22 protein-coding genes are annotated in these 26628 nt (G+C 60.9%); 14 read left to right on the forward strand and 8 right to left on the reverse strand.

Translation table 11 applies throughout. The features are described 5' to 3' along the window. Positions 1 to 14: 14 nt before the first annotated feature. Positions 15 to 938: a zinc ABC transporter substrate-binding protein gene (locus LOY35_RS00145; RefSeq protein WP_258629501.1), complete on the forward strand. Its 924-nt coding sequence runs from the start codon at positions 15 to 17 to the stop codon at positions 936 to 938. 91 nt (positions 939 to 1029) lie between these two features. On the opposite strand, the gene LOY35_RS00150 is transcribed toward LOY35_RS00145, so the two are convergent. Both LOY35_RS00150 and LOY35_RS00155 read right to left on the reverse strand, forming a co-directional pair. Further along, positions 1030 to 1980: a homoserine kinase gene (locus LOY35_RS00150; protein ID WP_258629502.1), complete on the reverse strand. Its 951-nt coding sequence runs from the start codon at positions 1978 to 1980 to the stop codon at positions 1030 to 1032. A gap of 55 nt (positions 1981 to 2035) precedes the next feature. Next, positions 2036 to 2326 carry a DUF2782 domain-containing protein gene (locus LOY35_RS00155; RefSeq protein ID WP_258629503.1) on the reverse strand — a complete coding sequence of 97 codons (291 nt, stop codon included), beginning with the start codon at positions 2324 to 2326 and terminating at the stop codon, positions 2036 to 2038. Positions 2327 to 2400: 74 nt separating this feature from the next. Here LOY35_RS00155 and polA point away from each other — a divergent pair, with 74 nt between their 5' ends. Continuing rightward, a complete protein-coding gene (polA, locus tag LOY35_RS00160) occupies positions 2401 to 5169 on the forward strand; it encodes a DNA polymerase I (RefSeq protein ID WP_258629504.1) in 2769 nt (922 codons plus the stop codon). A 304-nt stretch (positions 5170 to 5473) separates the two neighbouring features. Here polA and yihA read toward each other — a convergent pair whose 3' ends face one another. Then, complete coding sequence (gene yihA / locus LOY35_RS00165) at positions 5474 to 6115, reverse strand: ribosome biogenesis GTP-binding protein YihA/YsxC (protein WP_055127069.1); 642 nt, start codon at positions 6113 to 6115, stop codon at positions 5474 to 5476. A gap of 191 nt (positions 6116 to 6306) precedes the next feature. Here yihA and LOY35_RS00170 point away from each other — a divergent pair, with 191 nt between their 5' ends. The 7 genes from LOY35_RS00170 to LOY35_RS00200 all read left to right on the forward strand — a co-directional run bounded on the left by LOY35_RS00170 (position 6307) and on the right by LOY35_RS00200 (position 13594). Beyond that, positions 6307 to 6597 carry a cytochrome c5 family protein gene (locus tag LOY35_RS00170; RefSeq protein WP_024778410.1) on the forward strand — a complete coding sequence of 97 codons (291 nt, stop codon included), beginning with the start codon at positions 6307 to 6309 and terminating at the stop codon, positions 6595 to 6597. A 46-nt stretch (positions 6598 to 6643) separates the two neighbouring features. After that, positions 6644 to 7255 carry a cytochrome c gene (locus LOY35_RS00175; protein ID WP_258629505.1) on the forward strand — a complete coding sequence of 204 codons (612 nt, stop codon included), beginning with the start codon at positions 6644 to 6646 and terminating at the stop codon, positions 7253 to 7255. A 196-nt stretch (positions 7256 to 7451) separates the two neighbouring features. Beyond that, positions 7452 to 8096 (forward strand): thiol:disulfide interchange protein DsbA/DsbL, encoded by a 645-nt coding sequence (locus LOY35_RS00180; RefSeq protein ID WP_258629507.1) that lies wholly within the window; start codon positions 7452 to 7454, stop codon positions 8094 to 8096. A 15-nt stretch (positions 8097 to 8111) separates the two neighbouring features. Next, positions 8112 to 8990 carry an endonuclease/exonuclease/phosphatase family protein gene (locus LOY35_RS00185; protein ID WP_258629509.1) on the forward strand — a complete coding sequence of 293 codons (879 nt, stop codon included), beginning with the start codon at positions 8112 to 8114 and terminating at the stop codon, positions 8988 to 8990. After that, a complete protein-coding gene (locus tag LOY35_RS00190) occupies positions 8987 to 11020 on the forward strand; it encodes a diguanylate cyclase (RefSeq protein WP_258629510.1) in 2034 nt (677 codons plus the stop codon). The genes LOY35_RS00185 and LOY35_RS00190 overlap by 4 nt, the downstream gene beginning before the upstream one ends. A 104-nt stretch (positions 11021 to 11124) precedes the next feature. Further along, a complete protein-coding gene (locus LOY35_RS00195; RefSeq protein ID WP_258629512.1) occupies positions 11125 to 11904 on the forward strand; it encodes an N-acetylmuramoyl-L-alanine amidase in 780 nt (259 codons plus the stop codon). 76 nt (positions 11905 to 11980) lie between these two features. Then, entirely contained in the window at positions 11981 to 13594 is a 1614-nt protein-coding gene (locus tag LOY35_RS00200; RefSeq protein ID WP_258629514.1) for an EAL domain-containing protein, read from the forward strand. Between the two features lie 154 nt (positions 13595 to 13748). Here LOY35_RS00200 and LOY35_RS00205 read toward each other — a convergent pair whose 3' ends face one another. Both LOY35_RS00205 and algB read right to left on the reverse strand, forming a co-directional pair. Continuing rightward, positions 13749 to 15539, reverse strand: a complete 1791-nt coding sequence (locus LOY35_RS00205; RefSeq protein ID WP_258629516.1) for an ATP-binding protein — start codon at positions 15537 to 15539, stop codon at positions 13749 to 13751. A gap of 10 nt (positions 15540 to 15549) precedes the next feature. Beyond that, positions 15550 to 16896 carry a sigma-54-dependent response regulator transcription factor AlgB gene (gene algB, locus LOY35_RS00210; RefSeq protein WP_258629517.1) on the reverse strand — a complete coding sequence of 449 codons (1347 nt, stop codon included), beginning with the start codon at positions 16894 to 16896 and terminating at the stop codon, positions 15550 to 15552. Between the two features lie 437 nt (positions 16897 to 17333). On the opposite strand from algB, the gene LOY35_RS00215 reads away from it, so the two are divergent. From LOY35_RS00215 to LOY35_RS00235, 5 genes are all read left to right on the forward strand, one after another. After that, positions 17334 to 17621 (forward strand): hypothetical protein, encoded by a 288-nt coding sequence (locus tag LOY35_RS00215; protein WP_258629518.1) that lies wholly within the window; start codon positions 17334 to 17336, stop codon positions 17619 to 17621. 80 nt (positions 17622 to 17701) lie between these two features. Then, the gene (locus tag LOY35_RS00220; RefSeq protein ID WP_003177151.1) at positions 17702 to 17866 is read left to right on the forward strand and encodes a DUF1328 domain-containing protein; all 165 of its coding nucleotides are present in this window, start codon (positions 17702 to 17704) and stop codon (positions 17864 to 17866) included. A 2-nt stretch (positions 17867 to 17868) separates the two neighbouring features. Continuing rightward, positions 17869 to 18333, forward strand: coding sequence for an inhibitor of vertebrate lysozyme family protein (locus tag LOY35_RS00225; protein WP_258629520.1), 465 nt, complete (start codon positions 17869 to 17871; stop codon positions 18331 to 18333). A gap of 703 nt (positions 18334 to 19036) precedes the next feature. Continuing rightward, positions 19037 to 20368, forward strand: coding sequence for a glutamate/aspartate:proton symporter GltP (gene gltP / locus LOY35_RS00230; RefSeq protein ID WP_258629522.1), 1332 nt, complete (start codon positions 19037 to 19039; stop codon positions 20366 to 20368). A 222-nt stretch (positions 20369 to 20590) separates the two neighbouring features. After that, complete coding sequence (locus LOY35_RS00235; protein ID WP_258629523.1) at positions 20591 to 21820, forward strand: nucleoside recognition domain-containing protein; 1230 nt, start codon at positions 20591 to 20593, stop codon at positions 21818 to 21820. A 201-nt stretch (positions 21821 to 22021) separates the two neighbouring features. On the opposite strand, the gene LOY35_RS00240 is transcribed toward LOY35_RS00235, so the two are convergent. The 3 genes from LOY35_RS00240 to LOY35_RS00250 all read right to left on the reverse strand — a co-directional run bounded on the left by LOY35_RS00240 (position 22022) and on the right by LOY35_RS00250 (position 26353). Next, the gene (locus LOY35_RS00240; protein ID WP_258629525.1) at positions 22022 to 23029 is read right to left on the reverse strand and encodes a DUF2914 domain-containing protein; all 1008 of its coding nucleotides are present in this window, start codon (positions 23027 to 23029) and stop codon (positions 22022 to 22024) included. A 230-nt stretch (positions 23030 to 23259) separates the two neighbouring features. Beyond that, complete coding sequence (locus tag LOY35_RS00245) at positions 23260 to 24636, reverse strand: pitrilysin family protein (protein WP_258629527.1); 1377 nt, start codon at positions 24634 to 24636, stop codon at positions 23260 to 23262. A gap of 58 nt (positions 24637 to 24694) precedes the next feature. After that, entirely contained in the window at positions 24695 to 26353 is a 1659-nt protein-coding gene (locus LOY35_RS00250) for a Na/Pi cotransporter family protein (RefSeq protein ID WP_258629529.1), read from the reverse strand. Between the last annotated feature and the right edge of the window lie 275 nt (positions 26354 to 26628).

Here is a 26628-nt window from a genome sequence, read left to right on the forward strand (position 1 = left end):
TTCGAGTGGTCATCGTGTCCCGATTTTTTTTGCTCTTTGTCGCTTTTGTCGCAAGTTTTCTGCTGATCGGTTCGGCCCAGGCCGAGGTCAAGGTCCTCACCAGCATCAAGCCGTTGCAGCTGATTGCCGCTGCGGTGCAGGACGGCGTGGCCGTTCCCGAGGTATTGCTGCCTCCCGGTGCTTCGCCTCACCACTACGCCTTGCGCCCATCCGACGTACGCAAGGTGCAGTCGGTGGATCTGCTGTACTGGATCGGCCCGGACATGGAAGGTTTCCTGCCGCGAGTGTTGAACGGTCGTACGCTGCCTTCCGTCGCGGTACAGGATCTGCCGGGGCTCAAGTTGCGGCATTTTACCGAGGACAGCCAATCCCATATCGACGAGGATGCCGACGAGCATGACCATGACCATCGTCCTGGCACCATCGATGCCCATTTATGGCTTTCACCGATCAATGCGCGGGTGATCGCCGCCAGAATGGCCGCTGACCTGAGCGCTGCCGACCCGGCCAATGCCGAACGCTATCAAAGCAACCTCAAGGGCTTCAACCAGCGGCTCGATGCCTTGGACACACGTCTCAAGTCCCGCCTGGCCGGGATTGCGGGCAAGCCCTACTTCGTGTTCCACGAAGCGTTCGATTATTTCGAGGACACCTATGGCCTCAAGCACGCCGGGGTGTTTGCCGTGGCCGCCGAAGTCCAGCCCGGCGCCCAGCATGTGGCGGCGATGCGTACGCGTTTGCAGGCGGTGGGCAAGACGTGCGTGTTCAGCGAACCACCCCTGCGCCCGCGCCTGGCGGAAACCCTGGTGGCCGGGTTGCCAGTGAAGCTGGCGGAGCTGGATGCGCTGGGCGGCTACACCCCGGCGACGGCGCAGGGGTATGAGCAGTTGTTGGAAAAACTGGGGAATGATTTGGCGGGGTGCCTGGAGTCGTTGTAACGCTTGATTGGCGACGATCCCGATCGCGGGCAAGCCTTGCTCCCACAGAGTAAACACAGACCTGTGGGAGCAAGGCTTGCCCGCGATGCTTTTACAGGGCAAAAGGCAGCGGTGTATGAACGTCCTGCCGCTGCGCCAACCGCTGCTGAAACTCCATCGGATCGTGAATCAGCACATCCTGTCCGGCAAAGGATTCGGCGGCGATCAAGCGCGACAGCCAGAACCGCACGCACGCCACGCGCAGCAGGGTCGGCCATAGCTCGGCCTCGGCGGCGGTGAAGGGCCGCAGAGCGGCATAGGCGCCCAACAGCGCCCGCGCCCTTGGGCCATCGAGCACACCGTCGTCATCCGAACACCAGTCGTTCAGGGCAATGGCGACGTCATACAGCATCGGCCCGGAGCAGGCGTTGTAGAAGTCGATCAGCCCGGTCAGGTGCGTGCCTTCGAACATGGCGTTATCACGGAACAGGTCCGCGTGGATGTTGGCGCGGGGCAGCGCGAGGATGTCGTTCTTCTGCAGGGAGATTTCGTCCAGCGCCTCCTGCAGCAGCCGACGAGGTTCGGTCTCGAGGTGTGACAGCAGCTTCGCGCCCTCCTCTTGCATCCAGTCCAGGCCGCGATCGGTCTTGCGCTTGATCATGTTGTCCCGGGTGGCGAGGTGCAGATGCGCCAGCAACTCGCCGACCTGGGCGCAATGCTGGGCATTGGCCTGCTTGATATGCTTGCCGGCCAGGCGTGGTTGCAGCAATGCAGGTTTGCCGGCCAACTCCCTGAGCGCAACGCCGTCGGTGGTGCGCAAGGCATAAGGCACCGGCAGGTCGGCCTCATGCAGCACGTCCAGCAGTTCGATGAAGAACGGCATTTCCTGCACCGGACCGCGTTCCACCAGAGTCAGGACGAACTCGCCCTGCTCCAGGCTGATAAAGAAATTGGTGTTTTCGCTGCCAGCGGCGATCCCCTGGAAATCAAGCAGGCGGCCGAGCCCGTAAGGGGCAAGAAAGGTTTCCAGCTCGGGCCGAGCCAGGGGCGTGAACACAGACATGGTTAAAACTGCCAATACGGGCGCCCTTGAGCGGGCGCCGGTTGAAATTAGGAAACTATTTCCACTCAAAGATCTTCCATGACGGGATCAGCATATCCGGTTGGTCCGAACGGATGAAGTTTGCATCAGTGCCATCGGCGCGTACCAGGAAATAAGGCTTGCCGTGCTTGGGCGTGACCTTGATCGCATACAGGAAGCCGTTTTGCCGGTACTCCTGGATGGTGTTGTCGCCTTCCGTGCGAATGGTGACGTCCGGGTCCGCCGAAGGTGCGTCGTCCGCCGCCATGACGGCAAGCGGGGTGATCGCAAACAAGCCAGCCAGTAACAGGCGATTTAGTGTGCGCATGATAACCTTGTCCCTTTGTCGTCAACGGTCCCGCTATTCTAGCCCCGGACCCGCCGAAAAGGTTGATCCTGCTCATGAGCCAAGCCCCCCTCGTCCTGGTGGACGGTTCTTCTTATCTGTACCGCGCATTTCACGCGCTGCCACCGCTGACCACGTCCAAAGGCCTGCCGACCGGTGCGGTCAAGGGCGTACTGAACATGCTCAAGAGCCTACGCAAGCAGTATCCGGACAGCCCGTTTGCCGTGGTGTTCGACGCCAAGGGTGGGACGTTTCGCGATACGCTGTACGCCGAGTACAAGGCCAATCGTCCGAGCATGCCCGACGACATGCGCGTGCAAATCGAGCCGCTGCATGCCAGCGTCAAGGCCCTGGGCTTCCCGCTGCTGTGCGTGGACAACGTCGAAGCCGACGACGTGATCGGCACGCTGGCCCGCAGCAGCGCCGCAGCCGACCGTCCGGTGGTGATCTCCACCGGTGACAAGGACATGGCTCAATTGGTCGACGGGCACATTACCTTGGTCAATACCATGACCGGTAGCTCGCTGGACGTGGCTGGCGTAAAGGAGAAATTTGGTGTCGCTCCGGAGCAGATCATCGATTATCTGGCACTGATGGGCGATTCTTCCGACAACATCCCGGGCGTTCCGGGGATCGGGCCAAAGACTGCCTCCGGTTTGCTGGTGGGGGTCAACGGCGGCCTGACCGAGCTGTATGCGCAACTGGACATCGTGCCCACGTTGCCGATTCGCGGCGCCAAGACGCTGCCGGCCAAGCTCGAAGAACACAAGGAAATGGCATTTCTTTCCTACGAACTGGCAACCATCAAGATCGATGTGCCGCTGGATGTTGGCCTCGACGACCTGCAAATGGGTCCACCGGACCACGAGAAACTTGCCGAGCTGTACACCCTGCTGGAGTTCAAGAGCTGGTTCGAAGAAAACCAGCGGGACGCCAAGCGGGTCGGCCAGGAGATCGTCGAAGTGGCCGACGAGCAGCCCGGTGGCGCCGAGGCGAAGTACGAAGTCATCCTTGATCAGGCGCGCTTCGATGCCTGGCTGGCCAAGCTCGAGCAAGCGCCGTTGTTTGCGTTCGTGACGGAAACCAACGGTGACGATCCCCAGCATGCGCAACTGGTCGGGTTGTCGTTTGCCGTGGCGGCCCATGAAGCGGCCTACATTCCGCTGACCCATTCCTACATGGGCGTGCCGGAGCAGCTGGATCGCGACACGGTGCTCAAGGCCCTCAAGCCCCTGCTGGAAAACCCCGACAAGCTCAAGGTCGGCCAGCACGCCAAGTTTGAGACCAACATCCTGGCCAACTGCGCCATTGGTGGCGATCAGAACAACGGCATCCTGGTCCAGGGCGTTGCCTTCGACACCATGCTCGAATCCTACGTGCTGGACTCCACCGCGACCCGTCACGACATGGACAGCCTGGCACTCAAGTACCTGGGCCAGAGCAAGACCGATTTCCAGGACATCGCCGGCAAAGGGGTCAAACAGCTGACCTTCGACCAGATCTCCCTGGAACTGGCCGGCCCGTACGCCGCCGAAGATGCCGACGTGGCCTTCCGTCTGCACCAGGCCCTGCAGGAAAAACTCGCGGCGATCCCAAGCCTGGGCAAGGTGCTCAATGAGATCGAAATGCCGCTGATGCCGGTGCTGGCGCGCATCGAGCGCCAGGGTGCGTTGGTGGATGCCAACTTACTGGGCGCGCAGAGCGTCGAGCTGGGCGAGAAACTGGTGGCCTTGGAGCGTGAGGCGTTCGCCATCGCCGGCGAGGAATTCAACCTCGGCTCGCCGAAGCAATTGGGCGTCATCCTGTACGAAAAACTCGGTTTGCCGGTGCTCAGCAAAACCGCCAAGGGCCAGGCATCCACCGCCGAAGCGGTGCTCGCCGAACTGGCCGAGCAGGATTACCCGCTGCCCAAGGTGCTGATGCAGTACCGCTCGCTGAGCAAGCTCAAGAGTACCTACACCGATCGCCTGCCGGAGCAGATCAACAGCCGCACCGGCCGCGTCCACACCAATTATCAACAAGCCGTTGCCGCGACCGGGCGGCTGTCGTCCATCGATCCGAACCTGCAGAACATTCCGATCCGTACCGCCGAGGGTCGACGGATCCGGCAGGCGTTTGTGGCGCCGAAAGGCTACAAACTGCTGGCGGCGGACTATTCGCAGATCGAATTGAGGATCATGGCTCACCTGGCCAAGGATGAAGGTCTGCTCCATGCGTTCCGCAACGACCTGGACGTGCACCGGGCCACTGCCGCCGAAGTTTTCGGCGTCGAGCTGGAGGCCGTCAGCCATGACCAGCGCCGCAGCGCCAAGGCGATCAACTTCGGTCTGATCTACGGCATGAGCGCCTTTGGTCTGGCCAAACAGATCGGTGTCGATCGCAAGCAGTCCCAGGCCTACATCGACCGCTACTTCGCCCGCTACCCGGGTGTGCTGGAGTACATGGAGCGCACCCGCGCCCAGGCCGCCGAACAGGGGTTTGTCGAAACCATTTTCGGCCGCCGGTTGTACCTGCCGGACATCAACGCGAAGAACCCGGCGCTGCGCAAGGGAGCTGAACGCACGGCGATCAACGCACCGATGCAAGGCACCGCTGCCGACATCATCAAGAAAGCGATGGTGGCCGTGGATCGCTGGTTGTCGACCTCAGGGCTGGATGCCCGGGTCATTCTGCAGGTGCACGACGAACTGGTGCTGGAAGTGCGGGAAGATCTGGTCGAACAGGTCAGCAAGGACATTCGCCAGCACATGAGCGCCGCCGCTGCGCTGGACGTGCCGCTGCTGGTGGAAGTGGGTGTGGGCAACAACTGGGATGAGGCGCACTGAGGCGTGACGAACTTCCGGGGGCTGCTTTGCAGCCCTGCGGGGGATACATCCCCTCGCCAGAGTTGAATGTCATTGCCTGCGAGGGGCGGGTAAGAAATTTCCTAAGGGCATTTCAAAAATAATCTGAACTAAACCCATGAAATGCCACTCAGAGATTCTGAATGGCTGGTGAAGCCCTTCAATGCTCCTATGTTGTGTTAAGTGTTGGCAGATATCTGGACCCCGCCCTAGCGGTCCGGAACTTGGACCCCGAACTTCCCCCTCCCCATACGAAGTCCGGGGTTTTTTTTGCCTGCGATTTGGCTTATTCGGCCTCTTCGCTGCCCTTGTCCGCCAGTTCCATCCAGTCGGCCAGCACGGTGTAGGCTTCTTCCAGGCCCATACGCTTGGGGGCCGAGAACAGCTGGATGGTGATCGCCTCGCCCCAGCCTTTGCGGATTTCCGACTGTACTTTGAGCAACGTGTTCTTGGCCGCACCGTAGGTGAGCTTGTCCGCCTTGGTCAGCAGGATGTGCATGGGCATGCCGCTGGCAACCGCCCAGTCGAGCATCAGCGTGTCGAAGTCGGTCATCGGATGGCGGATGTCCATCATCAGGATCAGCCCTTTCAAACTCTCGCGGCTACCCAGATAGGCTTCCAGGTGACGCTGCCAGTGTTGCTTGAGCGGAATCGGCACCTTGGCGTAACCGTAGCCGGGCAGGTCGACCAAACGGCGTTCATCGTCTAGCTTGAAGAAGTTCAACAGCTGCGTGCGACCTGGGGTTTTCGAGGTGCGTGCCAGGCTTGCATGGGTCAAGGTGTTCAATGCGCTGGATTTACCGGCGTTGGAACGCCCGGCAAACGCCACTTCGTAGCCTTCGTCGTCGGGGCATTGATCGACTTTGGCGGCGCTGAGCATGAAGGTGGACTGTTGGCACAGGCCAAGGATGGGGTTCTTCAGTTGCATGGGATTTCCGATGTGGGCGGCGTCGGGAATGGACGCGGCAAGCTGTGTCGTTTCCGTTTCAGTGACGCCAGTATATAATGCCGCAGATTTTGTGTGCGCTTTGTCCCAGCGAAGGATGAGGCTCACGAGAGCGATCGACCTAAATTGCGCATCAGAACGCAGCTTGCTCTCAACCCTGAAAAGGTCGTTTTATGACGAAATGGCTGCTAGCTGCCGGCGTCCTGATGCCGCTTTACAGCGCTCAGGCTACACAGGATCCGGAAGCTGTGTACAACCGTGTTTGTGGTGCCTGTCATTCCGGCCAACTGCCAACGGCGCCCCGCAAGGGCGATCAGGAAGCTTGGACGCCGAGGTTGGCGAAAGGTATGGGGACGCTGGTGCAACACGTGACCCAGGGTTTCAAGGCGATGCCGCCGCGTGGTTTGTGCATGGACTGCAGTGCCGAGGATTACCAAGCCATCATCCAGTGGATGAGCGAGTGAACCCGGTCCATAACTCTTTAACCCTTAGCCGTAGTTGGATTAGCTGATGAACAAACTGATCGTGAGTCTGCTGTTGACCTTGGGGATATCCGGCGTAGCCCACGCCGCTGGCGATGCCGCCGCCGGCCAGGCAAAAGCCGCCGTATGCGGGGCCTGCCATGGGCCGGATGGCAACAGTGCAGCGCCAAACTTTCCGAAACTGGCGGGTCAGGGCGAACGCTACCTGACCAAGCAGTTGCACGACATCAAGTCGGGCAAGCGTACCGTTCTGGAAATGACCGGCCTGCTGACCAACCTGAGCGATCAGGACCTGTCGGACATCGCCGCCTATTTCGCCAGCCAGAAGGGCAGCGTCGGCGCCGCCGACCAGAAACTCGTGGCCCGCGGTGAGAAGCTGTTCCGTGGCGGTGACCTGGACAAGGGCCTGCCGGCCTGCACCGGTTGCCATTCGCCGAACGGTGCCGGCAACGCCGCTGCCGGCTTCCCGCATCTGGGCGGTCAACACGCCCAGTACGTGGCCAAGCAACTGACCGATTTCCGCAAGGAAGAAGGCGGTCGTGCCAACGACGGCGATGCGATGACCATGCGCACCATCGCTCGCAAGTTGAGCGACGAAGACATCGCAGCCGTCGCCAGCTATATCCAGGGCCTGCACTGAGGTCTTTGAGCGGCGTTGCGAGGGGTGTACACCGCTTGTAACGTTAACGCTCGATTAATCTGTCGATGCAAGCATCAAAAGGGTGGCTTTGGCCGCCCTTTTTTGTGGCCGCTGCCGTTACACTAAGAACTTGAACCCGCCATGGTCTGTCTGAAGACACATCTCGCGAGGCCACCTATTTGTCCAGGAGTAAAGCATGCGTAATCTGATCATCAGCGCCGCGCTCGTCGCCGCCAGCCTGTTCGGCATCGGCGCTCAAGCCAACGCCGAGGAATCGAAGGCCCCTTACGTCGAATTGAGCAACCCGGTTCCGGTGGCCGTGCCCGGCAAGATCGAAGTGGTGGAGCTGTTCTGGTATGGCTGCCCGCATTGCTACGCTTTTGAGCCAGTGATCAATCCATGGGTCGATAAGCTGCCCTCGGACGTGAACTTCGTCCGCATCCCCGCCATGTTCGGCGGCCCATGGGATGCCCATGGCCAGATGTTCCTGACTCTCGAGGCCATGGGTGTCGAGCACAAGGTTCACGCGGCGGTGTTCAACGCCATCCAGAAAGAACATAAGAAGCTGACCGACAAAAATGACATGGCAGACTTCCTGGCAACCCAGGGCGTAGACAAGGAGAAATTCCTGGCGACCTTCGACTCCTTCGCCGTGAAGGGCCAAATCGTCAAAGCCAAGGAGCTGGCGAAGAAGTACGAGATCACTGGCGTACCGACCATGATCGTCAACGGCAAATACCGCTTTGACATCGGCTCTGCCGGCGGCGCAGACCAAGCCTTGCAACTGGCTGACACGCTGATCGCCAAAGAGCGAGCAGCCACCAAGGCTGCTGCCAACTAAGCGCGGCCCCACGCCATGGCTCGCTGGAGCACCGAACGCATCGTTGGCCTGCATGAGCCGCGGGTCAACGAGCATCATGTCGCGTCCACGGGCCTGCCCGCCGACAATCGTCTGCGACTGCTCAGCTTCAACATCCAGGTAGGCATCAGCACCGAACGCTACCGACATTACCTGACCCGGGGCTGGCAACATCTGCTGCCCCACACCGGACGCGCCGGTAACCTGCAGAAAATCGGTGATCTGCTGAAGGACTTCGACCTGGTGGCCTTGCAAGAGGCCGATGGCGGCAGTCTGAGGTCGGGCTACGTCAACCAGGTGGAGCACCTGGCCCAACTGGGTGCGTTTCCCTACTGGTATCAACAACTCAATCGCAACCTCGGCCGTCTCGCCCAGCACAGCAATGGTGTGTTGAGTCGCCTGCGCCCGTGGGCGATCGAAGACCATCCGCTGCCAGGCCCCAAAGGGCGCGGAGCGATCCTGGCGCGCTTCGGCGAAGGTCCGGAGGCACTGGTCGTGGTCATGATGCACCTGGCCCTCGGGGCGCGTACCCGGACGATGCAACTGGCCTATATCCGGGAGTTGATTGGTGGGTACAAGCACCAGGTGCTGATGGGCGACATGAACACACACGCCAACGACCTGTTGCAGACCTCGCCCCTGCGCGACCTCGGCCTGCTCGCGCCCCAACTCGAAGCAACATTCCCCAGCTGGCGCCCCCAGCGCTGCCTGGACCATATTCTGCTGAGCCCGACCCTGACCCTCGAACGTGTCGAGGTCCTGGCCCAGCCCATTTCCGATCACCTGCCGGTTGCAGTCGAAATTCGTTTACCGGGTTCGCTCACGGCCGACGCATTTCCTGTGCTGAGTTCTGCCCCTTGCGGACCCGATGAATGAGCGACGACGCCGAACGCTGGAGAGAGAAGTACCTCAAGAGCATTGAACAGCAGGAAAAGCTCGAGCGCCGCTGGGATGCCCGGCTCGACTTGCTGCGTCGTGGCCTGGTGCGCAGTACCCTGGCCGCCGAGGGTACGGACCGGGCCGTTGATCAGTGCATGAAAGAGATGCGCGAAGTGGTGCGCACCGATGACATGGATGCCGCCCTCGCCGCCCTGTTGCCACGCCTGGAAAAAGCCGTGCTGGATTCCGAGCAGCGTCGCGAGACCCGGGTCGAACAGATGAGCACCGCACTGACCGCGCTGGTCGCTCAGCTACAGACCCTGCCGCTGCCCAAAGAAGTCCGTCGGCCGCTGAAAAGGTTTGCCAAGCATCTGGAGGCGCGGGTCGACCAGACCCGGGAAATTCCCCTGTTGCTCAGCGAGTTGAGCGATTTGCAGGGCAAGGCGCTGAGTGCATTGGAGACGCCTGTCGAGGAGAGCCGCCCCGGCCTGCTGCAACGGCTGTTTGGTGGTCATGGTCACGAAGAGACGGCCCCTCGGCCCCACGTACCCGCCCCGGACAGCGGTGCGCCCGTGCCCCCGACGCCCCCGACCGAAGCGCCACCGCCAGCGTCGATGCAGCTGACGACCGTTTCTGCCCCTGTCTTGCCGACGGTGGAACGGGCCCGGCCCGTCGATGAAACGCTCGAACCGGTTGCCTTCATTCCGCCCATGGTTGAATTCGCGCCGAAGTCAGCGGCCGATAACGCGGCACCGCTCCTCGAGTCGGAGGAAGCCGACGGGCCCGCACCGACTATCCCGGAGCCTGCGGTCGCCGCCGCGCAGGAGAATCCCGACGAGCTGGTACCCGAAGCGCCACTACCAGTGCTGGAAGAAGCACCGTCTCTCGAGATAGAACCTGAGGAGCCTTCGACAACCGTCGAGCCACTGCCCGCCGATCCGGATGAGGCCCATTACGCCCTGCCCGACTCCCCGGAACCGTCCTACAGTTCGGTGGCGAAGCACATCGAAGACACTCTGCTGGGCCTTCTGGGTGACCTGACCCTGCCCGAGCGGCATCGCCCTCAAGCCGAGGCCATGGGCGAGCGTCTTCGAAATGGTTTGAACTGGTATGAATTGCTGCCGATTCTCGACGATTTCGCAACGCTCATGCTGGCTATCACCGACAGCGGCCAGCTTGAATTCGAAGCGTATCTGCAACGCCTCAATGATCGGCTGGAGTCGTTCCAGAGCAGCTTGCGCGCTGCCAGTGCAGGCCATGCGGACAATCTCTCGGCCGCCAGGGAGATGGACACCCAGATTCGCGAACAGGTCGATGGTCTGCAAAGCAGCATGCAGGAAGCCGACGACCTGGAAGGTCTCAAGCAGGTGCTGGAGAACCATCTGGAAGGTCTGCTCGGGACGATGGACCAGCATCAGAAGCAGCGTGATCAGCGCGAGCAGGAGGTTTCCAGCCGCCTCAAGAGCCTGGCCGAGCGCGTCGCGGTGATGGAGCAGGAAGCCCAGGTCGTGCGCGAGAACCTTGAAGAGCAACGACAAAAGGCCTTGATTGATCCGCTCACCGGCTTGCCCAACCGCGCTGCCTGGACCGAGCGTCTCGAACACGAGGTCGCTCAGTGGCAGCGACACGGCAACAGCTTGCTGCTGGCGATGCTCGACCTCGATCACTTCAAACGCATCAATGACAACTACGGTCACCTGGCCGGCGACCGGGTGTTGAAGATCATCGCTACCGTGCTGCGTAAACGCCTGCGGGGCAGCGACTTCATCGCTCGTTTTGGCGGAGAGGAGTTCGTCCTGCTCGTGCCTGACACACCTTTGGCATCGGGCGCCAAACTGGCTGAGGGCCTGCGGGCGGCTATCGAAGCTTGCCCGTTTCACTTCAAGGGCGAACCGGTGACGATTACCGTGTCCATGGGCATGACCGCCTTCAAGCCGGGTGAGTACAGCGATCATGTGCTTAAAAGAGCCGATCAGGCGCTATATCGGGCAAAAACTGCCGGGCGTAACCGAGTGGAACTGGGCTGAGGTCAATTGTTCCATTTTGTTTAATCGCGCAAAGCAAGCCGGACCCTTGCACAGTGATACGTTACACTGTTGCATTATTCGTCATTCGTAAACGCCTTCGCGCCATGAAAACTGTCTCGATCATTATCTTTCTGCTGGCCCTGGCCGGTTGCGCCAGCGGCCCGCGGCTCGATACCAGCCACCCGTCGGCGAACCAGGACAGCCGTATCCAGTTCGTCGTGGTGCATTACACCTCGGCTTCCCTGGAGCGGTCCCTGGCGCTGCTGACCCATGGCGAAGTCAGTGCCCATTACCTGATCGGCGACGACAAGAACGCGACCATCTACAAGCTGGTGGATGAAAGTCGACGCGCCTGGCACGCCGGGGATAGCGAATGGCAGGGTCGAACCTGGCTCAACTCCAGCTCCATCGGCATCGAGATCGTCAACCCGGGGTACGTCGACACCCTCACCGGGCGTCTCTGGTATCCCTATAGCGAAGCCCAGGTCCAATCCTTGATCGCACTGCTCAAGGACATCACCCGGCGCAACGCGATCAACCCGATCAACATCATCGGACACAGCGACATCGCCCCCCTGCGCAAGCTTGATCCGGGTCCGTTGTTCCCCTGGAAGCGCCTGGCGGAAGCGGGTCTGGGGGTCTGGCCGGACGAACAGGCAGTCGCGAACCAGCAGGCTTTTTTCATGACGCAGCTGCCGAGCGCCACCTGGTTTCAGACGGAGTTGGCCCGCCTCGGTTATCCGACACCCCGCACCGGCGACTGGGACGTGGCTACCCACCATGTGCTCGCTGCCTTCCAGATGCGTTATCGACCGACCCGGTTCGACGGTACGCCGGACGCGCAAACTGCGGCGATCCTGCAGGTACTCAACCAGACAAAATAATGACGCTTGTCTGACGATAAGGGCCAAATCCAAATCAGCGGCTATAACTCATTGGTAACTTTCGGATTACCAATCGATGAAGGCTGCCCGTGAAACTCTGCAAAGCTGGCTCCATCGCCCTCTTTTCCTGGCGATGATGGCGGCTGTCCTGAGTACGCTGCTGTTGCTGGCGGGGAGTCTGTTCGTTGTCATGCAGCAGACCCAGCAGCGCGAAAGCGACCAGATGAACGCCCAGGGTGAACGCTTCCTGCAAAGGCTGGAACAGCTTTTCGGGCAATTGCGCGAAAGCCTCGATGACCTGCAGAACCAACCGCTGCGCGGGTGCGACGAGGAGATGATCGCGACCTTGCAACAGGTCAGCTTCAACTACCGCTTCGTCTACGAGGCGGTGTATATCGACAGTCGCGGTGCCTGCTCCAGCCGTCCACGCCAGAGCGGATTGTCCCTTGCCCGTGCGCCCGACTTGCGGGGGCCGACCTACAGTTACTGGCTGAACACCACCACTGAGCCCGACGAAAACCGCGCGGCATTGATGTTGGGGCGTGGCAATTTTCGGGTCGCCACCTCCAGAGGGCATCTGACCGACGTGGTGGACCTGTCGCCCGGCAGCAGCCTGCTGGTGGTCCTGGATCATGGCCAGCGCGCCATTCCCGTGCTGGGTACCGATCAATATTGGCCGCCCACCGAGCCTTGGCCGCCGAAAAACCGCAATGCCTTGCAGGTGACAGCGAACCGGTTGATCTATCGCATGCAGACCGACAGTCCGGAATATCAACTGGTGCTGATAGCCCAGCGCAACAGCTTTCATATTCCGGCCAATGCCTGGTGGATGCTGCCCACCAGCCTGATATTGGGCCTGGGGATCGGCTTCCTGGTATTTCTCCTGGCCCGCCAGCGCCAATCCATGGATGTCGAGTTGCACGGGGCCATCCGGCGCGGTGAGTTCCAAGTGCTGTATCAGCCGATTTTCGACCTGCGCAGCCGCAACTGTGTCGGTGCCGAAGCCTTGTTGCGCTGGCGACGACCGGACGGCACCTTGACCAGCCCGGATCTGTTCATCCCGATGGCGGAAGATACCGGGCAGATCCGCCAGATTACCGACTTCGTCTTGCAGCGGCTGTTTGACCAGTTGGGCCAGCTGCTGCGGGCCAATCCGCAGCTTTATATTTCGGTGAACCTGGCGGCATGCGACGTGATGGTGCCGCGCATCGGCGAAGTGATCGCCCGGTTGCTGGCGCGGCATCGCGTGTCGGCGCGGCAGATTGCCTTTGAAGTGACGGAGCGCGGGCTGATCGATGTGCTGGTTGCCAGGGATAACCTGCAAGCGCTACGTGATGTGGGCCATCAGGTGCTGATCGACGACTTCGGCACTGGTTATTGCAGCCTGGCTTACCTGCAAACCCTGCCGGTGGACTGCCTGAAGATCGACAAGGCCTTTATCGATGCCCTCGGCCACGACGCCGCCAGCAGCGGCGTGGCGCCGCACATCATTCGCATGGCCCATGCGCTGGAGCTCAAGGTGATTGCCGAAGGTATCGAACACGAGGCTCAGGCGTCATACCTGCGTAGCGAAGGTGTCACGTTCGGCCAGGGTTGGCTGTTTGCCCATGCCCTCAGTGCCGTGCAGCTCATTGAGCTGATTACCCGCGGGCGGCGACTGCTTGGACGGCGCCTGGATGACGAGGCTTAGCCTCTGTACGAAAAGCCTTGAGACTCGTTCATGCTGCGTTGAAAACAGCCTCGGAATGCTCATGTACTCCAGTACACTGCGCTTCCTCGGCTGTTTTCGCCTTGCCTGACCTTCGTCTCAAGACTTTTCGTACAGAGCCTAGACGCGTACGGCCTCAAACCGTCAGTGCCATGTAGAACTGCGTGCCCTGCCCCGGTCTTGAATAAACACCCATGCGCCCGCCATGGAGCTGCACGATCTCCTTGCACAGGGCCAGCCCGAGGCCTGCGCCGCCTTTCTTGCGTCCGACCTGGACGAAAGGCTCGAAGATCCGCCCCTGTTGCCCATAGGCAATGCCTTCGCCATTGTCCTCAACGCTGATGATCACTCGCTCGCCGTGGCGCCGGCCCTGGAGGCGGATCTGGCCGTTGTCGCCGGTGTGGCGCATGGCATTGTCGATCAGGTTATCGAGCACCCGCTCCAGCTGCGCCGCATCGGCGTGCAGGCGTGGCAGCGGGCCCTGGATCGCCACGAGCAACTCGATGCCCTTGGCTTGGGCCTGGGCGGCAAATCGCAAGCGGGCCGCTTCCAGCAGGTCTTCGATGGAGCAAGGGGCCAGGGTCAGCTTTTGCAAGCCGTTCTGGTAGCGCGAGAAGTTCAGCAGGTCATTGATGAGCTGCATCAACCGCTGCATTTCTTCATTGACGGTGTCGAGCAGGTCCGCTTCGCGGGAGTCTTCAGGGAAATGGACGCGCTCGCGCAACAGGCCGAACGCCATGTGCATGCCGGTCACCGGCGTGCGCAGCTCGTGGGAAGCCCGCAGCACGAACTCACTGCGTACCCGTTCGAAGGCACGTTGTTCGGTGACGTCGTGCAGCACCATCACAGCCCCGAGAATATGCCCCTGGGTATGGCTGACAGGCGTAAGGCTGTAAGTCAGCAGTCGGGATTCGCCATCCACGTCAATGCTCAGATCGTCCGGTGCGCGCTCCAGTGTCCCGCCGCGCAGTACCAGGTGCAATTCCTCATCCAGATCAGAGCGTCCAAGTGCCTCGCCCAAGCCCTGGCCCAGGCGCTCCTCGTCCCAGCCCAGTTGTCGCTGAGCCACCGGGTTCAGGTGCTCCAGCCGGCCCTGGCGGTCGATCATCAGCAAGCCATCGTCGATGCTGTCCAGTACCGCTTGCAAGCGCTGCTGGCCGGCCAGCAGCTCATCGACATTGGTGGCCTGGTGCTCTCGCAGTGCCTGGGCCATGATTCCGAAACGACGCGTCAGCAGGTTCAGTTCAGGGGAGGAGGAAATCGGCAGCGTCACTTCGAAATTGCCCTGGCCGATATCGTCCGCAGCCGAAACCAGCGCCTCGATCGGCGTTCCGAAACGCCGGGCGATGCCATGGGCCGTGATGAAACCGATGACCAGTACCGCCACCGCCACCAGGCCCAGCAGGCCGGAGATCAGTAATGCCCGGTCACGGGAGTGGGTCTGGGTGTCGCTGATGTTGTTCAAGGCGTGCCGATACCCTTCGATCAGGCCGTTACGCAATACATTGAATTTCTCGGTGAGGTCCTGGATGCCCGTGAGTTGAGATGGCTGCTGGCGGGAGGTTGTAAAGGCCTCAAGAAACCCAAGGTAGTCGGCCTTGGCCCGGGTGAAGTTGGCCGTCGGCTCGTCCAGGCCCTGTTCGTGCGCAATGCCCTCCTCCAGCAGGCCGAAATATTTCCGCTTGGAATCTTCCAGCGCGGCCAGGTCGGGCTTGTCATTGAGCATGATCATCAACTGGTCGCCCAGGGTCTGGCGCAGCTTGAGGCCCAGGTCCAGGAGGATGAAGTTGTCGCGTACCGATTGTTCCTGGGTATTGACCATTTGCATCACGCTGACCAAACCAAGCAGCAATCCCAGCAAAGCCACGGTTATCAGGGCCGAGATACTGAGAAACAGTCGAGTGCGCAGCTTCATCGCCAGTTTCATAAGGTGCCGCTCACAGGTTGTATTGCTTGCGTTTGCGATACAGCGTGGAAGCATCGATGCCCAGGGTCTTGGCCGCCTGGTCCAGTGTATCGGCCGTGGCCAGCACGGCGCCGATGTGGGCCTTTTCCAGTTCGTCGAGGCTCAGCGCGGCGCCGATTCTTGGTGCGTTGTTGACCGGTTGCTCGGCCATGCCCAAATGACTGATCTCGACTTTTTCCTGGGGACAAATGATGCTGGCGCGCTCCACCACGTTACGCAGCTCCCGGATGTTGCCCGGCCAGCGATAGCCTAGCAGCGCTTCACGGGCCTCATCGCTGAATCCCCGGGCCGGACGGGCATATTCCTTGACGAAGCGGGCCAGGAAGCGGTCTGCCAGGGTCAGGATGTCTTCGGCGCGCTCGCGCAGCGGCGGCAAGTGCAGGGTAATGACGTTCAACCGGTACAGCAGGTCCTCCCGAAAACGTCCGTCGCGGACCATGTCTTCGAGGTTCAGGTTGGTCGCGGCAAGGATTCGTACATCGGCTCGGCGGGTGACCGGGTCGCCGACCCGTTCGTATTCCTTGTCTTGGATGAAACGCAACAACTTCGGCTGTAACGTCAAGGGAAAATCGCCGATTTCGTCGAGAAACAGCGTTCCGCCGTCCGCCTGGTTGACCCGTCCCAGCGTGCTCTCGCTGGCGCCGGTGAACGCGCCGCGGCTGTGACCGAACAACTCGCTTTCCATCAGCTCGGTCGTCAGCGACGGACAATTGATGGTGACGCAGGATTTTTTTGCGCGTTTGCTCCAGCCATGGATCGCCCGGGCCAGTTCCCCCTTACCGGTACCGGACTCGCCAAGGATCAGGATATTGGCATCGGTGCTGGCCACCTGGCGGGCGGTTTCCAAGACTACCTTCATCGCCGGACTGTGGGAGTCGAGGCCGTCCTTGGGTTTGCGCATTTCGCCTTCCAGTGCCTCCAGCCTTGCCGATAACTGGCGGACTTCCAGTTGCTTGGCGGTCGCCAGGCGCAACTGGTCCGGGCTGCATGGCTTGACCAGATAGTCGGCGGCACCGGCCTGGATCGCGTCCACCGCGGTGTCGACCGCCGAGTGGGCGGTGACGATCACCACGCGCATCCAAGGTGCCTGGATGCGCATCTGGGCCAGTACATCGAGGCCGTTGTCCTCCCCCAGGCGAAGGTCGAGAAAACACAGGTCGAATACCTGGCGCTGCAACAAGGTATCGGCCTGTGCGGCGCTGTTGGCGGTGGCAACGGTATAGCCTTCGTCTTCCAGGCAATAGCGGAACGTACGCAGGATGGCGGACTCATCGTCTACCAGCAGAATGCGGCCTTGATGCTCAGTGGCTGATTCCATTTTTCCTACGCTCCTTTAATGAATGATGTTGGTTAGTGTCAGAAAAATCGGGCAAGTTGCATGGTCGATTCTGAGGGAATATTACCTATAGAAAACACCGCAGTGAGCTGTAGAAGCCTAAAGACCTGATTTACGTGTATTTTTTTCGTCTCGTTCGCGATGAGCGGTCAGGCCTGCTCATTCCGACCGCCGTTTTCCAACAGCAATTCAAAAAGAATCTGCTCGCCTTTCTTTCCTTCATTCGTGCAATACGCACGACTTCGCCCAGGGCCATCGTGCAGGATGCGATTTCGTTGTTTGATTGATCAATCATAAGTAACTGATTGTTAAAGGTTTTTTATCGTTAAATTTTTGGCATGCCGTCTGCAATGGTTTGGTCATCGTGGCGTTTAGAGCGCCTAACCAGATCACCACCCGGGGTGGGGAGGAATTCCAGGATGAATTTGCAACGTGCCGCCCGATTACCCATCACCTCCCTGCAGATTCAGCAGGGCTTATGGGCTGTTCTGGCATTGCTGATAACCCTTGTGGTGGGTCAGCAACTGCTCCTTTGGCATTACAGCCAGCAGCCCGAGCCAGCACCGGTATCGATTCATCACGCTACTCAAACCCACTTCAGCGCCGTAAGCAGCGTAGCGGAAGCATCCGCTTCGATGCGGATGATGGATGTCGATCAGATTCAGTCGGTGACCGACATGCCCCGCCAGGAACGCTGGGTGTTTTAACGCGATGACCGTGCGTCCGACACGTCCGGAACCATTCCAACCAGTCCCTCACTAAATAGAAAAGCGTAAGGAGAATCACCATGTTGAGCTGGGCAATTACCTTCCTGATCATTGCCATCATCGCCGCAGTCCTGGGCTTCGGTGGTATCGCCGGCACCGCCACGGGCATCGCCAAGATTCTCTTTGTCGTGTTCCTGGTGATGTTCATCGCCTCCTTCTTCTTTGGCCGTCGCGGCCGAGGCTGACCATGAACGCTGCACTGAAAGGACTGGCCGCCGCTCTGCTACTGGGCGGCTGTGCCACGGCAATGGCTGCCAATGACGGACAGATGCGGGTGAATCAATTGCTTCAGGCTGACGCGCAATACCGTGAAACCTGGCAGCACGTCGTCAAGAAAGAAGAGCGTCTGCCGGAATGGGTCATGAATCTGACGGGCGATGCGGAACAAATGAACGCTGTCGAGGAAGATGGCGACAAATATCTGGTAGGCCCGCTGTGTGAAACCCACGCGACGTGCCGCAACGAGCGCCTGTTCGTCGCTTTCAGTTTCGACAAGGATGAGGCCTACGCCTTGCTGGTCGAGGTGCCCGCCGGGTTGCCCGCCGACAAGTCGCCGACCCGTCATGCCAACTACCGCTTCCTCGGCAATCCCGATGAAGGTATGCAAGAACTGTTAATGGAACAACTCAAGAAAGATCCCAACTGGTACTGAATCTGGATAACGGGAAAGACAATCCTTGTTTTTCCCTCTGCACAGCCCGAGGAGGGCCGTTGCATGACCAGGGGGCCGGGACGTTCTGACCGTTCAGGGTCGGAGTGACCTACGGGCACAAGGGGTGCCTGCGAAAGGGCCGGGTCAGGAAAAAGCTGCGACGCAGGTTCGCGAAACCGCAACGGCTTGGCGAACCTGCGTAGAGCTTAACCAGCAAGAAGCCCATTCCAGAGCGGCCGACTCTTCAGCCTGCATGACCGCCAGCCCGACGCGGCATGTTGCCCCGTCACTTCGATCTTTTTACTGACGTCTGACCGTATATCGGAGAGCCTTCCAGCCATCGCTGCTGCCCTCGGCTCACCTGTGGATACCCGTTTCATCGGTTTTCCAGGCAGATGAAATAACGCCAGGCTACGCTGAAACCGCCGGTTCACGGCATTTATGCCAGATGAAATGTCGCATTTGAACCGCTTGGGACGCGGGTTTTGTTTTGAAAATCTCATGCCGATTCGGCATAGGGTAGGCGTTTACGGCATTAGACGAGCCCCCCTCGCATCGCAATAGTTGCGCCTTTTTTCGCCCGCCAGTAAGCCGCCAGCGTGCGCTCGGGGTGACCTTATACGGGGGCGGGAGCACGACTCATATCGCCATGGCGGTTCGATTTGCGCTTCTGTCCGAGTCCAAACGAAGTAAGGGTAATGATATGAAGAAGGCAAAGTTAAGCCTCGCCTGGCAGATCCTCATCGGTCTCGTGCTCGGTATTGCACTGGGCGCGCTGCTCAACCACTTCAGTGCCGAGAAGGCCTGGTGGATCAGCAACGTGCTGCAACCAGCGGGCGATATCTTTATCCGTCTGATCAAGATGATCGTGATCCCGATCGTGATTTCCTCGCTGATCGTCGGCATTGCCGGGGTCGGTGACGCGAAGAAGCTCGGACGGATCGGCCTCAAGACGATCCTCTACTTTGAAATCGTCACCACCATCGCCATTGTCGTCGGGCTGCTGCTGGCAAACTTCTTCCATCCGGGCAGCGGCATCGACATGAGCACCCTGGGCACGGTGGATATCTCCAAGTACCAGGCCACGGCCGCCGAAGTGCAGCACGAGCATGCTTTTGTCCAGACCATTCTCAACCTGATCCCGTCGAACATCTTCGCGGCGCTGACCCGCGGCGAGATGCTGCCGATCATTTTCTTCTCCGTATTGTTCGGCCTGGGTCTTTCCAGCCTGCAATCGGACCTGCGCGAGCCGCTGGTGAAGATGTTCCAGGGCGTGTCCGAAAGCATGTTCAAGGTCACCCACATGATCATGCAGTACGCGCCGATCGGCGTTTTCGCGCTGATCGCGGTGACCGTGGCCAACTTCGGCTTCGCTTCCCTGCTGCCGTTGGCGAAACTGGTGATCCTGGTTTACGTCGCCATCGCTTTCTTCGCTTTCGTGGTCCTGGGCCTGATCGCCCGCCTGTTCGGCTTCTCGGTGCTCAAGCTGATGCGCATCTTCAAGGACGAACTGGTACTGGCCTACTCCACCGCCAGCTCCGAAACCGTGTTGCCACGCGTGATCGAGAAGATGGAGGCCTACGGAGCTCCGAAAGCCATCTGCAGCTTCGTGGTGCCTACCGGTTACTCGTTCAACCTCGATGGTTCGACGCTGTACCAGAGCATCGCGGCGATTTTCATTGCCCAGCTGTATGGCATCGATCTGTCCATCAGCCAGCAATTGCTGCTGGTGCTGACGCTGATGGTCACCTCCAAGGGCATCGCCGGCGTGCCGGGCGTGTCCTTCGTGGTCCTGCTGGCGACCCTGGGCAGTGTCGGTATCCCGCTGGAAGGCCTGGCCTTCATCGCCGGTGTCGACCGCGTCATGGACATGGCCCGTACCGCATTGAACGTGATCGGCAACGCCCTGGCCGTGCTGGTAATCTCGCGCTGGGAAGGCATGTACGATGACGCCAAGGGCCAGCGCTACTGGAATTCCCTACCGCACTGGCGCAGCAAGGAGCCGCTGCCGGCCGGCGAACCTTCCAGTCGCTGATCCGAAATGTTGGTGAGGGGCAAAAATACCTGTGGGAGCAAAGCTTGCTCGCGATAGCAATCTGTCAGCCACATTGAGCCAGCAGTTTTTTCGCTGATCGCGAGCAAGCTTGGCTCCCACAGGGAATGCTCTGTGTACCCTGTCGAACCCCGGAGAAATCCGGGGTTTGTCGTTTCTGCCGGCCCCGCTATCATTCGCGGCATCTTCCGGGGGATTTAACCGATGCTCAATGGCCTGTGGCTTGGCTTCTTTATCGTGGCGGCCGTCTCGGCGCTGATGCAGTGGCTGGTGGGTGGCAACGCCGGCATCTTCGCTGCGATGGTGGAAAGCATCTTCGCCATGGCCAAGCTGTCGGTGGAGGTGATGGTCCTGCTGTTCGGCACCTTGACCCTGTGGCTGGGATTCCTGCGGATCGCCGAAAAAGCCGGCATCGTCGACTGGCTGGCCAAGGCCCTCGGCCCGCTGTTCCTGCGGTTGATGCCGGAAGTGCCGCCGGGCCATCCGGCCATTGGCCTGATCACCCTCAACTTCGCCGCTAACGGCCTGGGCCTGGACAACGCCGCCACCCCCATCGGCCTGAAGGCCATGCGCGCCCTGCAGGATCTGAACCCCAGCCCGACCATCGCCAGCAACGCGCAGATCCTGTTCCTGGTGCTCAATGCCTCGTCGTTGACGCTGCTGCCGGTGACGATCTTCATGTACCGCGCCCAGCAAGGCGCGCCGGACCCGACCCTGGTGTTCCTGCCGATCCTGCTCGCCACCAGTTGCTCGACCCTGGTAGGGCTGCTGTCGGTGGCCTTCATGCAGCGCCTGCGCCTGTGGGATCCGGTGGTGCTGGCCTACCTGATTCCCGGTGCGCTGGCGCTGGGCGGGTTCATGGCGTTGCTGGCCACGCTCTCGGCCACTGCCCTGGCGGGCCTGTCCTCGATCCTCGGCAACCTGACGCTGTTCGGTCTGATCATCCTGTTCCTGGTGGTGGGCGCCCTGCGCAAGGTCAAGGTGTACGAAGCGTTCGTCGAGGGTGCCAAGGAAGGCTTCGACGTTGCCAAGAGCCTGCTGCCGTACCTGGTGGCGATGCTGTGTGCGGTCGGCGTGCTACGGGCTTCGGGGGCACTGGATTTCGGTCTGGACGGTCTCCGGCATCTGGTGCAGTGGGCCGGCTGGGACACCCGTTTCGTCGACGCCTTGCCGACGGCCATGGTCAAACCGTTCTCCGGCAGCGCCGCCCGGGCGATGCTGATCGAAACCATGAAGACTTCCGGCGTGGACAGTTTCCCGGCCCTGGTGGCGGCGACCGTCCAGGGCAGCACCGAGACTACGTTCTATGTACTGGCGGTGTACTTCGGTGCCGTTGGCATCCAGCGAGCGCGGCACGCGGTGGGCTGTGCGCTGCTGGCGGAGCTGGCCGGCGTGCTGGGAGCCATCGGGGTCTGCTACTGGTTCTTTGGCTGACAACGAGTTTCTGTGGGGGCGGGCTTGCCTTAATGCCAGTCTGCCAAGCCACAAACCTGGTGTGGGAGCGAAGCTTGCTCGCGATTGCGGTAAGTCAGTCAGCAACCATGTGACGGGTCTGTCGCTATCGCGAGCAAGCTTTGCTCCCACGGGTTTTGCGTCGTTTGATCTTTAACTGACTGGTATCAGGGCTTGCCTTGCTCATTCGGTTACGTTGAACCGCAGCACCCCGATCATCTGCCCGTTTTCCGTCAGCACCCGTACCTGCCATTTGCCCGCCGGCTTGTCCGGGAAGTTCTGCTTGTGGGTCCAGGCGCGGTAGCCTTCCTTGCGTCCACCGTGAATATCCAAAGCGATGCGGTCCACTTCTTTGCCGTTGAATTGCCAGACGTGATAGATCCGCTCATCCAGCCCGCGCGGTGCATTGATGGCGGTATAGGCATACAGGCCGTTGCCGCGGATCTGCGCGGCGCTGACTTCCTTAAGGCTGTCGCCGGGTGTGCGATCCTCCAACTGGGTGCTGATCGCCACTTCGTTCATCCACAGCGTGGCCGGTGGTACCCATGAGCGCAGCAGCCATCCGGCGGCGCCAATGCCCAGGGTGATGCACAGAATCGCCAGGGCGTTGCGCACGGTGCGGATCGGAAAGATCGAGGCCAGGCTCGGAAACGACAACAGCATGGAGATGCCCAGCGCCAGTTTGAAGCTCTGGTCGGTGGTCAGGTGCATGATGATCGGCAGCGCGGTGAGCAGGGCGGCGAACAGCGTCAGCGTGTGCAACGCCAGGAACGCCCAGCGTCGGGGCGCCAACCATTTGTAATACAGCGGATCGGTGATCGAAATCAGCCCTGAGGCCCCTAGCAATCCGGTGAAAATCAGCTGGCTGCTGTTCCAGGTGGTGGTGACCAGGAAAAACGGCAGGACAAAAAACAGGCTTTCCTGGTGAATCATCTGCGTGGCGTAACGCAGCAACGGCTGCGGTATTTCCCGTTTGAAAATCCGCGTGAACAGCCGGGTCAGGCTGTTCTCCAGCATCAGCCAGAGCCAGCTCACCAGCATCAGGATGGCGATCCAGGTTGCCAGGCCCTGTTGGCGGTCCACCAGTACGAAACTGCCGGCGCCGGAGATGAAACCGCCGAGCGCAATGACCCCTGGGTAGCGCTTCATCAATTCAAGGATGCGCTGGATGTAATGGGTCAGGGTCTGCATTGGGCGGTTTCACAGTAAGTTGTAGGAAATATCCCTGACAGAGTATCGTCCGGACACCTGCATGGCGAGGTTCGCATCGGCTCTTGTGGCGAGGGGATTCATCCCCGCTGGGCTGCGAAGCAGCCCTTAAAACCTGGCGCCTCGGTGTGCCTGACTGATCGAGTTGTCTGATTTGGGGCCGCTCCGCAGCCCATCGGGGATGAATCCCCTCGCCACAGGAGCCCGGCAGGTCAGGTCTTGCGACGCAACCGCCACACCAGCAACCCCAACAGCAACAACCCCAGCAAACCGCCGCCCCCCCACACCAACTCATCGTCGCTGAGCAGCGGTTTCTCGATGCGCAGGTAGCCCGGGTCCTTGAGCAGTTCGCGCAGGGCCTGGTTGGCCTGTTCCAGGCTCACTGCCTGCAAGCGCACGGCCGGGTTGGCGAAGCGGCCGTCTTCGTAGTCGCCCAGGGCGCCCCAGTAATAATCGGCCAGCGCACTGTTACCTTGAACCGCCCAGGTCTGGTGGGCAATGGCTGCGCGTTTGATGCGCATGAAGCTGTCGGGGTCCAGCCCGTCCTTGAGCAACGTCATGCGCAATTCTTCGAGGGCCTGTTCGGCTTGCGGCAGGTCTTCGCGGGCCAGGTCCGCGTTCAGGCTGAGGAAGCCGACGCCGCCGAACACCTCCCGCTCCACCCACGGCCCATAGGACAGGCCGCGGGCCAGGCGCAGCTGGCGATAGAGGGCCCAGTCCAGATAATTCTTGAGCAGGTCGAAGGTTTCGTCGTGTTGCTGTTCCAGCACTGGCTCGGGGAACAACCAGTGCAGCTTGGCGCCATCGCCCACCAGGCTGCGGATCAGGTTGCGCTTGGTCACGGCGCTGTAGCGGATCTGTGGCAATGCCTCGTGGGCGGTGGGCTCGACCGGTTTGAGTTTGCCGTAGGTGCGCTCCAGGTAGGCCGGCAGCAAGCGATCGAGGTCGCCGACCACGATCAGCGTCATGTTGTTCGGTGCATACCAGGCTTTGCGAACCTGTTCGAGGCGGGCGAGGGTGTGGTGCTCGACTTCGGCCCGTTCCGCGCAACGCAAGCCCAACTCCACTGCCAACTGGTTACTGGCCTTGTGTCCCAGGTCCTGGCGGTCGAGCCAGCGTTGCAGGTGGGTGTAGTGGCCGCCGTCCTCGCGTTCGACCACCCGTTTCGCCGCCTCCAGGGCCTTCTCGTCGATGCGGGTGCGGGTCAGCACCGCCAGCAGCAGGTCGAGGATCTTGCGCTGATTGCTCGCCGGTGCCTCGATGACAAAGGTGGTGTCGGCATTGCTGGTGAAGGCATTCCACTCGCCACCCAGCGCCTGCATCCGTTCTTCCAGGACGCCTTCGCCGCCCTCATCGATGCCGCTGAATAGCGCATGCTCGAGCAGGTGCGGCAGTTCCTTGTCGGCGCAGCTGAAGTCGTCCAGGCCTACGCCGACCACCAGCCGGATGGCGACGTGACCGCGTTCGCTGCCGGGCTTGAGCAGCAGCTGCATGCCATTGGGCAGCGTGTAGCCTTCGACCTGGAACCGGTCCAGGGCCACCGCGGGTAGCGCACCGAACAAGAAAAGAGTGAATAACAGACCACGCATAAACGGCTTCCTGGCGACTGACAGTCCAACCCTACTGACTGAACAATGCGCCAGATGTTCAAGGCGAATGGGTGATGTCGGATATTTCATCCGCCGCCAGGGCACCGATTTCGGCGGTTTCCAGCACCACATAGGCGCTGCCGCAGAACAGCGAGTTGAGACGCCGCATGTCGGCAATCAGCTCCAGGTGCAGGGAACTGGTTTCCAGGCTCTGGACGATCTTGCGCTGCAAGCGGCTGACATGGGCATGGGCCATCCGTCTCTCCTGGGCACGAAAGCGCCGTTTCTCGCGCAGCAACTGACGGGCGCTTTCCCGATCGCCACTGAGGAACACCGACAAGCCCAGCCGCAGGTTGGCGATCAAATGGCCGTGCAGCCCCGCCAGCTCCTCCAGGCCCACCTCGGAGAAGGACAGGCGCTGCGAGGTCTTCTGCTGCTGGACCTTGCGCAGCATGCGTTCGATGAGGTCGCTGCCGAGCTTCAGGTTGATCGCCAGCTCGATGATTTCCGCCCACCGACGGCTGTCCTGCTCACTGAGGTCTTCGCGGGGCATTTGGGCCATGTATAACTTGATGGCGCTGCACAGTATTTCGACGTCATCGCTTACGCGCCGCACCTCCTGGGTGAGCGCCGTCTGCTGGCCGCGCAGCACATCGAGCATGGCTTCGAGCATGTTTTCGATCAGGTCGCCGATGCGCAATGTCTCCCGGGCCGCATTCGCCAGGGCCAGGCTCGGTGTGGCGAGGGCCGTGGGATCCAGGTGCCGGGGCTTGATCGTGCCATTGGTTTCCGCGCGCTCCGGCAGCAGCCAGGCACACAGCCTGGCCATCGGTGCGACGCTGGGCAGCAGCACCAGGCAGCGCACGGAGTTGTAGAGCAGGTGAAAACCGATGACGGTTTCCTGAGGGCTGAAGTCCAGGCTGTCCAGCCACCCCACCAGCGGGTCGAGCGCTGGAATGATCAACAACAATCCGATCAGCTTGTACAGCAGGCTGCCCAGCGCCACCTGACGTCCAGCCGCGTTCTGCATGCTGGTGCTGAGGAACGCCAGCACGCCGCTGCCGATGTTGGCGCCGATCACCAGGCCGATGGCCACCGGCAGGCTGATCACCGCCGCGCCGGCCAGGGTTGCGGTCAGCAGCACGGCGGCCAGGCTCGAATAGGAAATCATGGCGAACAGCGCACCCACCAACGCATCGAGCAGGATGTCGCCGGTCAGCGAGGCGAAGATTACCTTCACGCCTTGGGCCTGGGTGATGGGTGCGGCGGCTTCGACGATCAATTGCAGCGCGAGGATGATCAGGCCCAGGCCGATGGCGACACGGCCCATCTGCCCGACGCGGGTCTGCTTGCGCGACAGGAAAAAAATCACCCCGAGGAAAATCAGCAGCGGCGACAACCACGACAAATCGAGGGTCAGCACCCGGGCCATCAACGCCGTGCCGACGTCGGCGCCGAGCATGGTCGCCAGGGCAGGGGTTAGCGCCATCAGCCCCTGGCCGACAAACGAGGTGACCAGCATGGCCGTGGCGTTGCTGCTCTGGACCATGGCGGTAACCATGATGCCGGCGACAAATGCCAGCCAGCGCCGGGACATGTTCTGGCCGATGACGTGGCGCAGGTTGGAGCCATAGACCCGCAGGATGCCGGTACGGACGATGTGCGTGCCCCAGATCAGCAGGGCCACGGCAGAGAGTAGATTCAGCAGGGTCAGCATGAGAGGCCCCCTGTTAGCGTCTCAAAGAGACAAGTTGTCGATGCCACATCGTTCTTCTTTGTACTTAAGCTGTAGTTGGCGAACGGTCCGAACGCCAGCATTGCACAGCTAAAGAATTGATTGAAACAAAACTGTCATGAAAAACATTGCAAGCCCTGTGGGAGCGAGCCTGCTCGCGATAGCGGTTTATCAATCGATACTGTTGTGACTGAAAGGACGCTATCGCGAGCAGGCTCCCACAGGTTCGGGATCCAGGGCACTTTCCTGCGGGCATG

Source organism: Pseudomonas sp. B21-028 (genome assembly GCF_024749045.1).
GTDB lineage: Bacteria > Pseudomonadota > Gammaproteobacteria > Pseudomonadales > Pseudomonadaceae > Aquipseudomonas.

What these genes read in the sequence shown, in the direction of transcription:
- LOY35_RS00195 (WP_258629512.1), top strand. Translation starts at nt 11,125, where the DNA reads ATGAAAACTGTCTCGATCATTATCTTTCTGCTGGCCCTGGCCGGTTGC.
- LOY35_RS00240 (WP_258629525.1), bottom strand. Translation starts at nt 23,029, where the DNA reads ATGCAGACCCTGACCCATTACATCCAGCGCATCCTTGAATTGATGAAG.
- LOY35_RS00190 (WP_258629510.1), top strand. Translation starts at nt 8,987, where the DNA reads ATGAGCGACGACGCCGAACGCTGGAGAGAGAAGTACCTCAAGAGCATT.
- LOY35_RS00215 (WP_258629518.1), top strand. Translation starts at nt 17,334, where the DNA reads ATGAATTTGCAACGTGCCGCCCGATTACCCATCACCTCCCTGCAGATT.
- LOY35_RS00185 (WP_258629509.1), top strand. Translation starts at nt 8,112, where the DNA reads ATGGCTCGCTGGAGCACCGAACGCATCGTTGGCCTGCATGAGCCGCGG.
- LOY35_RS00235 (WP_258629523.1), top strand. Translation starts at nt 20,591, where the DNA reads ATGCTCAATGGCCTGTGGCTTGGCTTCTTTATCGTGGCGGCCGTCTCG.
- LOY35_RS00225 (WP_258629520.1), top strand. Translation starts at nt 17,869, where the DNA reads ATGAACGCTGCACTGAAAGGACTGGCCGCCGCTCTGCTACTGGGCGGC.
- LOY35_RS00250 (WP_258629529.1), bottom strand. Translation starts at nt 26,353, where the DNA reads ATGCTGACCCTGCTGAATCTACTCTCTGCCGTGGCCCTGCTGATCTGG.
- polA (WP_258629504.1), top strand. Translation starts at nt 2,401, where the DNA reads ATGAGCCAAGCCCCCCTCGTCCTGGTGGACGGTTCTTCTTATCTGTAC.
- yihA (WP_055127069.1), bottom strand. Translation starts at nt 6,115, where the DNA reads ATGCAACTGAAGAACCCCATCCTTGGCCTGTGCCAACAGTCCACCTTC.
- LOY35_RS00170 (WP_024778410.1), top strand. Translation starts at nt 6,307, where the DNA reads ATGACGAAATGGCTGCTAGCTGCCGGCGTCCTGATGCCGCTTTACAGC.
- LOY35_RS00245 (WP_258629527.1), bottom strand. Translation starts at nt 24,636, where the DNA reads ATGCGTGGTCTGTTATTCACTCTTTTCTTGTTCGGTGCGCTACCCGCG.
- LOY35_RS00150 (WP_258629502.1), bottom strand. Translation starts at nt 1,980, where the DNA reads ATGTCTGTGTTCACGCCCCTGGCTCGGCCCGAGCTGGAAACCTTTCTT.
- LOY35_RS00175 (WP_258629505.1), top strand. Translation starts at nt 6,644, where the DNA reads ATGAACAAACTGATCGTGAGTCTGCTGTTGACCTTGGGGATATCCGGC.
- LOY35_RS00155 (WP_258629503.1), bottom strand. Translation starts at nt 2,326, where the DNA reads ATGCGCACACTAAATCGCCTGTTACTGGCTGGCTTGTTTGCGATCACC.
- algB (WP_258629517.1), bottom strand. Translation starts at nt 16,896, where the DNA reads ATGGAATCAGCCACTGAGCATCAAGGCCGCATTCTGCTGGTAGACGAT.
- gltP (WP_258629522.1), top strand. Translation starts at nt 19,037, where the DNA reads ATGAAGAAGGCAAAGTTAAGCCTCGCCTGGCAGATCCTCATCGGTCTC.
- LOY35_RS00220 (WP_003177151.1), top strand. Translation starts at nt 17,702, where the DNA reads ATGTTGAGCTGGGCAATTACCTTCCTGATCATTGCCATCATCGCCGCA.
- LOY35_RS00205 (WP_258629516.1), bottom strand. Translation starts at nt 15,539, where the DNA reads ATGAAACTGGCGATGAAGCTGCGCACTCGACTGTTTCTCAGTATCTCG.
- LOY35_RS00200 (WP_258629514.1), top strand. Translation starts at nt 11,981, where the DNA reads ATGAAGGCTGCCCGTGAAACTCTGCAAAGCTGGCTCCATCGCCCTCTT.
- LOY35_RS00180 (WP_258629507.1), top strand. Translation starts at nt 7,452, where the DNA reads ATGCGTAATCTGATCATCAGCGCCGCGCTCGTCGCCGCCAGCCTGTTC.